The following is a 12,520-nucleotide window of genomic DNA, read 5'->3' as shown; positions in this document are numbered from 1 at the left end:
TATTTGTAAAATTCATTTTTCCGATATGATTTATAGACAAAAACGATAAGAGAATGGAATTACGGCAATTGAAATATTTTAGGGCAGCTTGTGAGCGGCAAAACTTTTCAGAAGCAGCTCGTTTGTTACATATCTCTCAAAGTACGCTATCACAACAGATTAAACAACTGGAAGATGAACTAGACGTTCTGCTTTTTGACCGGATTGGCAAACGAATTGTACCGACAGAAGCAGGCTGGGCTTTTCTTCCTTATGCCAGTAAAGCAATCCTGGATGCAGAGAATGGCAAGCAGATTATTCGTGATTTAAAGGGAGTAGAAACCGGGACTCTTCATATTGGTGTTACTTATAGTATGAGTCATCTGCTGATAGCAGCTTTTGCCTTATTCACAAAAGCCCATCCGAAGATACAGGTGAAGGTTTCGTTTGCGACTTCTGAAGAGCTGTTAAAGTTATTGGAAGATAATAAACTCGACTTTGTCCTTTCCTTTAAGCCGGAAGATGTATCAGATCAGTTCGAGACGGTTGTCTTATTTTCTTCCCGACTTTATTTTATCGTTCATCAGTCACATCCATTGGCTGATTTGACGTCGATTACATTAAAGCGGTTGTCTGAAACACCTTTGATTTTACCGGAACAGGGATTTGCTACGCGGAAGAAAGTGGATGAATTATGCCGGAAACATCATATAGAGCCAGTTGTGAAATTGGAAATGAATGATGTACATACCATTATACATACCTTAAGGAACGGTTGTTTGGGAACGGTTTTGACGCAAGCTGCTGTTCGTGGTGAGGCAGATCTGGTACAGATCCCTATATTGTATGCGGACAAGCTGACGTCTCAGGGCTGTCTTTTCTGGCCGCAGGGAAATTATCGCAAAAAGTCGGCCCTTGCTTTTGCCGACTTTTTGCTAAAGATTACAGCCGAAAGCCGTAAGTGATATTATTTCCCGGTTGGAAGGTTACCGGCTTTAAGGAAGAGCAGGTAAAATATATTTCCATATCAGGTTGATTTCGGCCTGCATGTCTCCAATATTGGCTGTGGTAACAATAACGGCATCTTTTTCCGGCAGGACAATGATATACTGTCCGTTGGCTCCGTCAGCGCGGACTGCGTTATGCCGGCAGCGCCACATCTGATAGCCATATCCTTGCAGCCAGTCGCTATTTTTGACCGTCACTCCTTTTTCCTTAAGCTCTTCCGGACGTACGCCGGCTGGAACGGATGCAATGTGAGATGTCGTTGCTTCGTTTATCCAGCTTTCAGGCAATAACTGTTTCCCTTTCCATTGTCCTTTCTGAAGGATGAATTGTCCCATTTTGGCCATGTCTTCTGTCCGGATGTAAAGTCCCCAGCCTCCACAATTGATGCCTTGCGGACTTTCGTCCCAGTGAATACCGGTAATGCCTAACGGGCGGAATAGGCGAGGATAGAGGTAATCTATGACTTTCTGTCCTGTCACTTTCTGGACGATGGCTGAAAGCATGTATGTGCCCAGACTGTTGTAGCAGAAGAATGTTCCGGGTTCATGCTCAAAAGGTGTATTTAAGAAGGCCTTTACCCAGTTGCTATTTTCGGAAGAACGTATTTTCCCGCTCGGATCAGTGTCATGTCCGCCAGACATGGTCAGCAGATGGCGGATTTCCAGTTTCTCTAGGTTTGGACTGATGGTGGCCGGGCATTCATCCGGGAAGAAAGAGATGACTTTGTCGGTCACTTTCAGTAATCCTTCCGCAACCGCGAAGCCTACTGCTGTGGCAGTAAAGGTCTTGCTGACTGAATTCATAACGTGAGGCTTGTTCCAGGCGCCTTCGCTCAGCCAGTGTTCAGCAATGACTTGTCCGTGTTGAAGAACCATGATGCTATGCAAGTCTTGGTTTTCCTTTGCAACTGCTTGCAGATACTTGTCAATTGCCTTCGTCAATTTGGGTGTAGCTTCGGCACGTGGCAACGACTTTGTTAGGTCATTGTAACTGATCAGACGGATATTTCGTTTCTGGATTTCCTCTTTGACACGCGGATTGGTAAATAAGTCCGTTACACCCTGGCGGTCTTCTGACACATTTTCATATCCGATGTGGCCAACCGTTTTCATTTCCTCATTATCCAGAGCCGGATGGTCGATAAACATATAGTTCTTATTCGGTTCCAGCTTGTCGAGCATCTTGATGAAGCTGGCTTCCTTGTCGGCTGCCGTTTTGTTAGAGCCTTCGTAGCCGGCGTATGAGAAATTATATTCTTTCATGGCATTGACCCGGTCTACGGCTGGCAAATTATATTCATCGGCAAGGCGATGTACCAGTTCGGCTACTTTCGGATCAAATCCCGTTGAAAGCATGTGACCGGAAAGATGGCTGATCTGAGGAATATTTTTCAGCGCCAGTTCGATCTGAGCTCTGAACTCCTGTTCTATTTCAGCCAGATTCCATTTGTTTTCCATAATGGCCAAACCCGGATAGTTAGGATTGGCATTCATCATGGGGAAAAAATATCCGTTGCTGTCTACGAGACTTGGGCAATGGGTTAAAGGTCTCCATTTGATGTTGTCCCATTCGCTGGTGATGGTCAGATGCAGACCGACATCGACGCCCGGATTTTCTTTGAGCAGTTTGGCTGCTTCCGGAAACCAAGGAGCCACAGCCATAACTTCAATAGATGTTTCAATTCCGTTTTTGTACCCTTCTATGCAGGCAATGTTTGCTGCACGGAATGACCCCATGTCGTCAGCCCGGATAATTAGATTCGGACCTGCGGATTGTCCCCATCCAGCTGTTGCCAGACAGATGAAGGCACATCCGCTGATTACTTTGATAATACTATGTTTTGTCATGATATATAAATGATATAAATTGATTAGTCTACTTGCGATTCGACCACGCAAAACGTGCCTGAAGCTTTTCCTACCAATTTGTCGTCACAATAGATTTCGCATTCGCAGAAGTGCAACCGTCGTCCGGGTTTGATGACAAAGCCTCTGGCAATGAGCTCATAGCCCCAAGCAGCCCGCAGAAAAGATATTTTCAGCTCGGCTGTCAGTACGTCTTTGTCTAACGGAGTCATGGTATAGGCCGCAAATCCGGCAATCGTATCTGCTAAAGCTGCCAGTACGCCGCCATGCGTAACACCGCTGTATTGCCGTTGTTCGTCACGTAAAGGCATGTGAGCTTCAACCAGCCCGTCTTCAATCTTGGTGAAATGTATTCCGAGGAAATTAACGTACGGATTTGTTGCAATCCGTTCTTTTATCTTGTCTAAGATTTTTGCATCCATATCAATTCTACTTAATTTATCTGTAATTATTGTTCTGTGTTATTCTGAGGCTTCATGACAACACCCAAACTCCGTTTGCCGTCCATCTTTATAATCATAGGCGATTCCAGTTGTACATGACGCAAATATTCTGTCTCTTCTATCGCAGGCATCTGATTCAGATAGGATTCATCAAACCAGCCTTCGCCTTTAAAAGGATTGATGGTAAAATAGCCTACGCCAAACGACGTCAGGTTCTGGAAAAAGTGTGTACCCTGACTCGGATCTACCCGGTAGTTCTCCAGCCCGCATTCAACAATGACTTTGGCATTGCTGATATGTGGCCATTTTACCGGAATGCCCAGCCACGGGTCGCTGCTTCCCCAACGTCCGGGTCCGACTAATACATAGTTCTTGTCGGTACCTGTAAACTGGCGGTTCATTTTCTCGATTTCGTAGGCAATCAACTGATTGTTGGCCGCATTGAAAGCTCCGGTTTTCACATAGATGATATCATGAACATCATTGATAATTCCGTGTCCCAATACACTGGTTGAGGATAAAATCGTATCTTTCTGTTGAATCACAGAGAGGTCTTCATTCATCACCTCTTTATTATCTACGATTGGCCGGATCTGTAATAAGAAGAACGATGCCTTCCGGGGATCTTGTTTGTTCATGTTGATGGCGAACTCAATTTCTACCGGACGTCCCATTTCCTTTTGTCCGATCTGCAATAACTGATCCAGCGTGCTGGCCAGTGGAAATACGTCATGCTGCAGGACATTGACAAACGAAAGGATTTTCCGGCCACCCGGATAATATCCGTCCCGAATGATCATGTCATACGGATCATAGGTCGAAGTGATGAATTTGAGGGAGCCGTCGGCATCGGCATCTTTCAGAGTCAGCTTTTTCAGGTTGAACGCATCGTCGACCGAGAATTTATTGGCAATATTTTCCGGGTTCAGATCCAGCGCATAAAACCGGGTTTGTGTTTCCCGCAAGGCAAAATCCGTCGTACTCATTTGCAGAATATTGTGCGGATGCCGTGGAGAAAAACGCAGTGTCAGTCCTCCATCGACAATGTATTTGCCTAAGCCCAGCGCGATGTTGGCGATTCCGTCTTCCGCTTTTTCATTTCCGATCGGATAGAAATTCAATGAACGAGCCACACCCGAGATCGTTGGATAATAATGGTCACCATATTGTGTGCCGACTACTTCCTGCAAGACGACAGCCATTTTTTCCTGATCGATCAAGTTGGAGGTCGCTGTCATATAAGCCTTGCTGTCCCGATAAAAGACAGAAGCATAAACAGCCTTGATTCCATCACTCAGGGAACGCAGCATTTCGTATTTGTCTTCATGCTTCGGAATCATGTAGGTTGAATAGATTCCGGCAAAAGGCTGGTAGTGCGAATCTTCAAGCAGACTCGACGAACGAATGGCAATCGGACCTTTTACTACTTCCGAAAAGGCCATCAGGTCTTCGATGAGCCGGGATGGCAGACTGGCACGGAGGAAGTATTTGAGGATTGTGTCATCATCTACATCGCTGAGTGCTACCGGATAGAGCTCGTTTGTCTCCATAAACTCATCGAAGATATCCGTACAGATAACGACTGTTTTCGGAATATTGACCTCAAAATTCTCCTGCTCCAGTTTGGGATAACGCTTGATCATGGCTCCGATGAAGGCTAAGCCACGGCCTTTTCCTCCTAAAGAGCCATCACCGATGCGGGCAAAGTTACTATATTCGTCGAATCGTTCTTTCTTGTAGATTGCCACCACGCCGGAGTTTTTCATCCGGCGGTACTGAACGATCAGGTCGAAAATCAGTTTCCGGGCTTCGTCCATATCCTTGTAATCGCTTACATCGACGTTTTTCAGGAATTCAGCAGGTGGAAACATGGCGCGTGAATAGAAGAAACGGGAAAAATGATTCCGGCTCAAATGATAGACTAAAGAGTCATCGGGTATTTGGAATACCTTTTTCTGCAGGTCTTTCAAATCCTTGATGCGCATGATTTCTTCTTTTGTCTTCGGGTCTAAGATGACAAAATCACCAAACCCAAACCGCTGCATGATGTTTTTCCGCAAGTCTTGCGGGTAGCTCTTGGAATTCTTGTCGATGAATGAAGCTCCCAATTCGCGGGCATATACTTCATTGGCCGATTCCGACGATTCGAGGATGAAGGGAATAATCTTTCCGGTTTTCCGTACGTACTGTCCGAACTTATAACCGGCATATGGATCTTTAACTCCGGTGTGCATGAAGCTCATGTCGGAGATAATTCCCAGTATGTTGTTCTGATATTGTTCGAATATGCGGACGGCTTCTTCGTAGGTACGTGCCAGTTTGATTTTGGGGCGTCCGCGCATACGCAATGTCTGTTGGTGCGGATTCAGTGCTTCTTTGGCAAATTCCAGACTTTGTTCCAATACGAATTTATACAGATGCGGAAGAGCCGATGAATAGAAACGGATAGAATCTTCTACCAGCATAATGATCTGTACGCCGACGCTGGCAACATCGTCGGGAGCATTCATCTTGTCTTCAATCAGCTTGATGATGGCCATCAGCAATTCAGAATTACCCAACCAGCTGAATACATAATCGATGGCACTCAGGTCTTCGTTGGCAACCCGCTTGGAAACCTCTTTTGAGAAAGGCGTCAGCACGACGATCGGAATATTCGGATACTGCGACTTGATTTCTGTTGCGGCTGCGAATATATCCCGGTTGTCCATGTTCGGCATGCAGATGATCAGCTCGAAGTTTCGGCTTTTCAATTCATTGAGCGCTTCCTCTTCGGTCGTCACTTGTGTGAACCGCGGAGGATAGCGAAGGCTCAGCGCCGTATATTCGTTGAAGATCTGTTCGTCTACGCGCCCGTCGTCTTCCAGCATGAAGGCGTCATATTTGGTAGCGATCAGCAATACATTATATATACGCTTGTTCATCAGGTTGGCAAAAGGCGTATCTCTTAATACCAGATCTCGTAAATTAGGAATACCACTCATGATCAGTTACAGATTTTCTTTGACCCATTCTTCGGCCAAGGTTAATGTTTCTTTTTTACCTACGTCGAGGAGTTTTAATCCGGGTACTTCGTAAGCCTGGATATTGGTTTTCGCGCAGATGGACAAATAGAACTGGATAATGGAGAATTTACCTGTCCAGTCTTCCATCCAGCGGAATATCTCAGGTGAAATAACGTGAATACCGCTGAAAGCAAACTGCTGGTACTGGTCCGGATTGAAGTAGGGGTAATAAGATTTGACTTCTCCGGTTTCCCGGTTTCTCCATCCGCAGAGCTGGTTCTCTTTGTTGAACAGCAGGTAACGGGATGTTTTCCGTTTGCTGACGAGCAAGGTAGCCAGCGCCTTGTTCTCCAGGTGGCGGTTGTAGAGCTCCTTCAAATCAATATTGGAAAAGATGTCTACGTTGTGAACCAGGAAAGGCTCATTGCCGTTCAGAAAGTGTTCGGCATGTTTGATTCCGCCGCCCGTATCCAACAGATATTCGCGTTCGTCGGAAATATGGATATCAATTCCGAAGTTATTCTTTTCCTGCAGGAAGTCGATAATTTGTTGTCCCAAATGATGAATGTTAACCGTAATATCGGTAAATCCTGCTTCTTTCAGTTTAAGGATGACATGTTCCAGCATAGGTTTTCCTCCTACTGGAACTAAAGCTTTGGGCACGGTGTCAGTGATAGGTTTTAACCGATTGCCCAAGCCTGCTGCAAATACAAGTGCTTTCATAGGTTAGACTCAAATATTTGTTCTATATTTTGTTCTCTGTGTGTTAAATGAATTTTGACTCCGAATTTCTGATTCAGATGTTCTGCTAAATGCTGGGCTGAATAAACGGACCGATGTTGTCCGCCTGTGCAGCCAAAACAAACCATTAAGTTGGTAAATCCACGGTCCATATAGCGTTTGACGGAGGCGTCGACGATGGTAAAAACGTGTTCCAGGAAATGGGTGATTTCTCCGTCTTCCTCTAAAAAGCGGATAACGGGCTCGTCCAGTCCGGTGAAATGATTATATCGTTCATATTTGCCCGGATTGTTGATGGCGCGGCAGTCGAACACAAAGCCTCCTCCGTTGCCGGTAGGATCGTTGGGTATTCCTTTTTTATACGCGAAACTGACGATACGGACCTCTAAGGTTCGTTTCTTGATGTCGTCAGAAAATTGTTTTAGCTCTGTGAGTTTCCGTAACAGATGGCTCAAGTATGGATATTCTGGATAGTCTTCTTTCAGCAGTTGGCGCAAGTTCTCGATGGCAAACGGGACACTTTGGATGAAATGCGGCTTTTTCTCAAAGTATCCGCGGAATCCATAGGCTCCTAATACCTGTAATATGCGGAACAAGACAAAATGGCGCAGCTGACTCATGAAGTAGCGTTCGTCGACCGGTGTGTATTGTCTTAGCGCGTCCATATATTCCTGCAGGAGTTCCTGGCGGAGTTCTTCAGGATATTTGGCTTTGGCCTGCCACAAGAAGGAAGCTACGTCATAATATACCGGCCCTTTCCGTCCGCCCTGGAAATCAATCAGCCACGGTTCTCCGTCTTTGATCATGACATTGCGCGACTGAAAGTCCCGGTACATGAAGGTGGCCGAGGAACTGCGTAGCAAGACATCCGCCATTTTCTGGAAGTCGTCTTCCAGGCGGTCTTCCTGGAACTCCATACCGGTTGCCTTCAGGAAGCAGTATTTGAAGTAATTCAAATCCCATAAAATAGAGCGTTGGTTAAACTCGGCTTGCGGATAACATTGGCTGAAATCAAAACCGTCGGCTCCGACGAACTGGATGGTGGGCAACAGACGGATCGTCTTATGCAAGAGCCGTCTCTCTTCTTCGTCGAATACGCAGCTTTTCCGCCCTTTTTCTATGGCGTCGAAGAGGAGCGTATTGCCTAAATCTTCCTGGAGATAAAAAAGATAGTCGGCCGAATGGATGAAAACTTGCGGAACCGGAAGTCCTTTCTCCCTGAAATGGACTGACATATAGATGAATGCTTTATTCTCGTCGGGTGCTGTTCCGCTAACCCCGATCAAAGTCTGAGGTCCTGTCAGTCGGAAATATCGCCGGTTAGAACCTGATGAGGGCAGTTCGGTAATGCCTTCTGCGGGTTGACCGACGTACGACTGGTATAAATCTTTCAGAATCGTTGTTACCATGTGCTTTGTTTATTTATCGGCTAAGGTAACAAGAATCGGTGAAAAAAGAAACACTTCTGCTTTTTCTTACAAGAGAAAAAGTATATCAGACGAAAGAAGCAAGCCAAAATGACTTCGGCCTGCTTCTTCCATATAGTGTATTTTCGTATTTCTGCTTATAAAATACCTTGTGCCATCATCGCTTTGGCTACTTTCATGAAGCCTGCCACGTTCGCACCTTTTACATAGTTGACATATCCATCGGGCTGTGTACCATATTTTACGCACTGCTCATGGATGTTCTGCATGATGCTCTGCAGTTTCTGATCAACTTCTTCGCTTGTCCAGCTTAACTTCTGGGCATTCTGTGTCATTTCCAGACCAGAGACAGAAACACCACCGGCATTGGCTGCTTTACCCGGAGCGTACAGAATCTTTGCCTTCAGGAATTCTTCGATAGCTTCCGGAGTAGAAGGCATGTTGGCTCCTTCTGATACGGCAATACATCCGTTTGCCAATAAGGCACGGGCGTCGTCGCCGTTAATCTCATTCTGGGTAGCACTCGGCATGGCGATGTCGCATTTTTCGTTCCAGGGGCGTGCTCCCGGTACATATTTTACGCCATATTTTTCAGCATATTCGCGGATACGGCCTCTGTACAGGTTCTTCAGTTCCATGATGTAATCCAGCTTTTCGCGGTCAATACCGTCCGGATCATAAATATATCCGTCAGAATCAGACATGGTGACTACTTTCGCTCCCAGCGTGATTAACTTTTCTACGGTATATTGGGCTACATTACCTGAACCAGAAACGGTTACGACTTTCCCTTTGATGTCGATATTGCGTGTCTTCAGCATCTGAAGCAGGAAATATACGTTACCATAACCGGTTGCTTCGGGGCGAATCAGTGAACCGCCGAATTCCAGCCCTTTTCCGGTGAATGTACCTGTGTTTTCGCGGGCCAGTTTCTTATACATACCATACATGTAAGCTACTTCACGACCGCCTACACCTATATCGCCGGCAGGAACGTCGGTATCCGGACCGATGTGGCGCCATAATTCCAATACGAATGCCTGGCAGAAACGCATGATTTCAGCATTACTTTTACCACGCGGGCTGAAATCAGAACCTCCTTTGCCACCACCCATCGGCAGGGTCGTCAGTGAGTTCTTGAAAGTCTGTTCGAATGCCAGGAACTTCAGGATAGACAAGTTTACGGAAGCATGGAAGCGGATACCACCTTTGTACGGACCGATCGCGTTGTTATGCTGGATACGGTAACCCATGTTTGTCTGTATTTGTCCTTTATCGTCCATCCAGGTAACGCGGAATGAGAAAATCCGGTCGGGGATACAAAGACGCTCGATCAAGTTGGACTTTTCGAATTCGGGATGTTCATTGTATACCTCTTCAATCGTACCTAATACTTCTGAAACTGCCTGATGATATTCAGGTTCGTTCGGGAATCTGCGTTTCAGTGTGTCTAAAACTTCACTTGCTTTCATTTGTCTTTAATAATATAAAATGTAATACCTTTGTGAATTATCCTAATTTGTCATGTTCTCAACTGGAGAACACTGCAAAGGTATATTATTATTTTTTAAATGCAAACAAATCGACGTAAAAATTATCTTATTTATAACAAATCTCTTTTTTAATCGATTATAAGTTACGATTTGTTACCATTCCGACTTCTTATGTTCTTATAGATGGGGACGAACACAATGATACCTGACGCAATAATGGCAAATATGGTTTCACTGGTTATTTCTTTGCTGTAAGTCAATAACATATAGCATAGAATTCCCCATAGCAGGGTGAAGCATACAATTTGACTATTTGATAGTTTTCGCTTGGCCATAATTAGTAGTTCCTTTCATTTTATTATTCGAAGTTTCCTTCGGTTGGTTTATATACTGGGAAACGGTACAGACCGATGTTTTGTAACTTTCCGGCTTGTACGAGTGTTTTTAACCGGCGGCTGGCGGTCGTGCGGGTATAACCGGTCAGTTGTTCAAATTCATTCCGGTTGATTGATTCGTGGGTCTGAAAATAAAGTTTCAGAAGGCTGTCCAGTTCTTCGGTTGTATATTCTTTCGAATGTGCTTTTGTTTCAGCTCGTTGAAAGTGCGTATCTTTCAGCTGTTCCTTGAGTCTGACTTCCGGACGGAAGGCCACCGATTTGAAATGAATAGACTGCGCCCGTGTTTTGTCGGTATTTTCTACTTCCGGGCATGAAAGGGTGATCTGCAAATACCCGAGTCCGTCAATATATACACGGTTTCCGCTTTTCAGTTCCTCCACGATGACATCGGAAAGCGAGGCGAGCACTCCTTTTACGTCGGCTGTCGTTACTGTACAGCGTGCATGGATTTTGCGGGCAAGTTCGTCGGTTGTAATGGTTCGGTTCGTAACCACCCGGGCGTGATAGCGTGTTTTTTCGGTACTATCTTTCTGTTTCGGGTTTTTGTAAAAGTCATAAATTGCGGTCATACGGCTCTTTTTTGTTCAGGTTGTTTTTGTATTTATCGGTTAATCCTACCAGAATTTTATCGTTTCACCCTTGTGAAACGATCGTACCACCCCTGTGGAATGATCGTTCCACCTTCGTGATACGATCGTTCCACCTGGGTGGAACGATAAAAATGTTTAAACAAAGGTATATGTTTTTAACGTACTCTGCAAATAAATCCGGTGGTTTCTTCCTTGTTTGTTTACATGAAAAGGCTTATACCTGTGGTGAACGTCTGGAATTCGGGTCCGAAATCGGTATTCAGGACATGGCAGGGAGAATAACGGACATAAGCACCGATGGCATGGAAAATCAGGTGGGCTTGCAGATCGACGCTGACTTTCTGCTGATGAATGTTCTTGTCAAGCAGTTTGACTGCATTACCTTCGGCATCTTTGTAGTGGGTTTTCATGCTGCCGTAGGTATTGATGCAGAGTTCCGGTCCTACGCTGAATGAAAAATTACGTCCCAGATCGCGGGCATACATAAACGGAACCGTCAGGCTGAAAAGTTTTAAGCGGGAGAAATCAATGTCGGCATTGTCGGGATAAGAGCCGATGCTGATATGCTGGTTATCGTCTTTGATAAAACGGGAGTAGCCGTTCATGCGGTAATTGCGCCAGCGCATGCCGAAACCTACCGAGAAGCGGTTCTCGTCTTTCCAAGGACGCAAGCCGAAATTGATAATGTTTCCGCCGATTTCATACGAGCTGCTCATATTGACGTTCATGGCTTCGGGTGCTCCCGTAGCGCTGACAAATCCGAAATAAATGCCACCGCAGAAAACTTCGTCGGAGCTGTATCTGTTTTTCCGGTTCTTCTTTTCTTTGCTGAACGGGATGTGAAAATTCCAGTTGCCGGTTTTCTGCTGGGTGACGGCATAATTATCATCGTTGAGAGAGATCCGTTTGACATACGAGTAATCGGGATTGTTCTCACTTCCTTCTACACGTATTTCCTGTTCTTTGTCGTTTGTGATAATGGTCACTTTATGCGGACGGTTGATCACAATACTGTCGTTTTCCTGATATTGGGCACCAGCGGGCAAAGTGAAAGCCAGCAGGGCGATTCCTACCATTAACTTTTTCATTTTATCTTGTTTTTTAAGTTTATAATCGGTTTATTCAAACATTTGTTTTAATTCTTCGAGGGTAGCTGCGCCTTCCATGTAGATGACGATTACTTCCGGATAATCGGGGTTACGCAGCGAAGCGTTGCGGAAAAACAGGTACTGGTTGGGTTCTTTCCCGTTGCCAGGGAAACAGAAGAAACCATAATAGAGTTTTCCACCAATGCTGCCTGTTTCTTTTTCGGCTGCATGCTTGGCATCCGATTCGACCAATCCTGAAATTTCAGCAATCTCGTCTGGGGCAGCCTGCAAGGTGAGGCTCCGAAACAAAGTCAGGTGATAGGGCGTGAGTTTCTTGCCTTTGACCAGAACTTCTACTGCCCCTTCGCGGTTGTTGTAGCGGCCGTCGAAAAGCGATGCCGAGCGGAGCTTCTCCTGCGCGTGAAGCTGGCCGCAGACAACCATCAGACTACATAATAGTAACCATACATATTTCATATACAT

General features: G+C 45.4%; 10 protein-coding genes. 1 reads left to right on the top strand and 9 read right to left on the bottom strand.

The genetic code is table 11. The features are described from left to right. Nucleotides 1-53: 53 nt before the first annotated feature. Complete coding sequence (locus tag NEE14_RS04165) at nt 54-944, top strand: LysR substrate-binding domain-containing protein (protein WP_251968539.1); 891 nt, start codon at nt 54-56, stop codon at nt 942-944. 30 nt (nt 945-974) lie between these two features. Here the strand turns inward: NEE14_RS04165 and NEE14_RS04160 are convergent, their stop codons facing one another. The 9 genes from NEE14_RS04160 to NEE14_RS04115 all read right to left on the bottom strand — a co-directional run bounded on the left by NEE14_RS04160 (nt 975) and on the right by NEE14_RS04115 (nt 12,514). Next, entirely contained in the window at nt 975-2,834 is a 1,860-nt protein-coding gene (locus NEE14_RS04160; protein ID WP_262922392.1) for a ChbG/HpnK family deacetylase, read from the bottom strand. Nucleotides 2,835-2,857: 23 nt separating this feature from the next. Continuing rightward, nucleotides 2,858-3,274, bottom strand: a complete 417-nt coding sequence (locus NEE14_RS04155; protein ID WP_251968540.1) for a PaaI family thioesterase — start codon at nt 3,272-3,274, stop codon at nt 2,858-2,860. A 26-nt stretch (nt 3,275-3,300) separates the two neighbouring features. Next, nucleotides 3,301-6,279: a PEP/pyruvate-binding domain-containing protein gene (locus NEE14_RS04150; protein ID WP_251968541.1), complete on the bottom strand. Its 2,979-nt coding sequence runs from the start codon at nt 6,277-6,279 to the stop codon at nt 3,301-3,303. A gap of 6 nt (nt 6,280-6,285) precedes the next feature. After that, on the bottom strand, nt 6,286-7,023 hold the full coding sequence (locus tag NEE14_RS04145; protein ID WP_251968542.1) for a nucleotidyltransferase family protein: 738 nt from the start codon (nt 7,021-7,023) through the stop codon (nt 6,286-6,288). After that, nucleotides 7,020-8,450, bottom strand: a complete 1,431-nt coding sequence (locus NEE14_RS04140; RefSeq protein WP_251968543.1) for a RapZ C-terminal domain-containing protein — start codon at nt 8,448-8,450, stop codon at nt 7,020-7,022. The genes NEE14_RS04145 and NEE14_RS04140 overlap by 4 nt, the downstream gene beginning before the upstream one ends. Nucleotides 8,451-8,605: 155 nt before the next feature. Beyond that, nucleotides 8,606-9,940: an NADP-specific glutamate dehydrogenase gene (locus NEE14_RS04135; RefSeq protein WP_251968544.1), complete on the bottom strand. Its 1,335-nt coding sequence runs from the start codon at nt 9,938-9,940 to the stop codon at nt 8,606-8,608. A 379-nt stretch (nt 9,941-10,319) separates the two neighbouring features. Next, on the bottom strand, nt 10,320-10,928 hold the full coding sequence (locus tag NEE14_RS04125; RefSeq protein WP_251968545.1) for an HU family DNA-binding protein: 609 nt from the start codon (nt 10,926-10,928) through the stop codon (nt 10,320-10,322). A 221-nt stretch (nt 10,929-11,149) separates the two neighbouring features. Then, nucleotides 11,150-12,037, bottom strand: coding sequence for a hypothetical protein (locus NEE14_RS04120; RefSeq protein WP_251968546.1), 888 nt, complete (start codon nt 12,035-12,037; stop codon nt 11,150-11,152). A 30-nt stretch (nt 12,038-12,067) separates the two neighbouring features. Then, nucleotides 12,068-12,514, bottom strand: a complete 447-nt coding sequence (locus tag NEE14_RS04115) for a DUF6108 family protein (protein WP_251968547.1) — start codon at nt 12,512-12,514, stop codon at nt 12,068-12,070. Between the last annotated feature and the right edge of the window lie 6 nt (nt 12,515-12,520).

Source organism: Parabacteroides sp. AD58 (genome assembly GCF_023744375.2).
Taxonomy (GTDB): Bacteria; Bacteroidota; Bacteroidia; order Bacteroidales; family Tannerellaceae; genus Parabacteroides; species Parabacteroides absconsus.
This window is presented reverse-complemented; position numbering and strand designations above follow the sequence as displayed.

What these genes read in the sequence shown, in the direction of transcription:
- NEE14_RS04165 (WP_251968539.1), top strand. Translation starts at nt 54, where the DNA reads ATGGAATTACGGCAATTGAAATATTTTAGGGCAGCTTGTGAGCGGCAA.
- NEE14_RS04160 (WP_262922392.1), bottom strand. Translation starts at nt 2,834, where the DNA reads ATGACAAAACATAGTATTATCAAAGTAATCAGCGGATGTGCCTTCATC.
- NEE14_RS04155 (WP_251968540.1), bottom strand. Translation starts at nt 3,274, where the DNA reads ATGGATGCAAAAATCTTAGACAAGATAAAAGAACGGATTGCAACAAAT.
- NEE14_RS04150 (WP_251968541.1), bottom strand. Translation starts at nt 6,279, where the DNA reads ATGAGTGGTATTCCTAATTTACGAGATCTGGTATTAAGAGATACGCCT.
- NEE14_RS04145 (WP_251968542.1), bottom strand. Translation starts at nt 7,023, where the DNA reads ATGAAAGCACTTGTATTTGCAGCAGGCTTGGGCAATCGGTTAAAACCT.
- NEE14_RS04140 (WP_251968543.1), bottom strand. Translation starts at nt 8,450, where the DNA reads ATGGTAACAACGATTCTGAAAGATTTATACCAGTCGTACGTCGGTCAA.
- NEE14_RS04135 (WP_251968544.1), bottom strand. Translation starts at nt 9,940, where the DNA reads ATGAAAGCAAGTGAAGTTTTAGACACACTGAAACGCAGATTCCCGAAC.
- NEE14_RS04125 (WP_251968545.1), bottom strand. Translation starts at nt 10,928, where the DNA reads ATGACCGCAATTTATGACTTTTACAAAAACCCGAAACAGAAAGATAGT.
- NEE14_RS04120 (WP_251968546.1), bottom strand. Translation starts at nt 12,037, where the DNA reads ATGAAAAAGTTAATGGTAGGAATCGCCCTGCTGGCTTTCACTTTGCCC.
- NEE14_RS04115 (WP_251968547.1), bottom strand. Translation starts at nt 12,514, where the DNA reads ATGAAATATGTATGGTTACTATTATGTAGTCTGATGGTTGTCTGCGGC.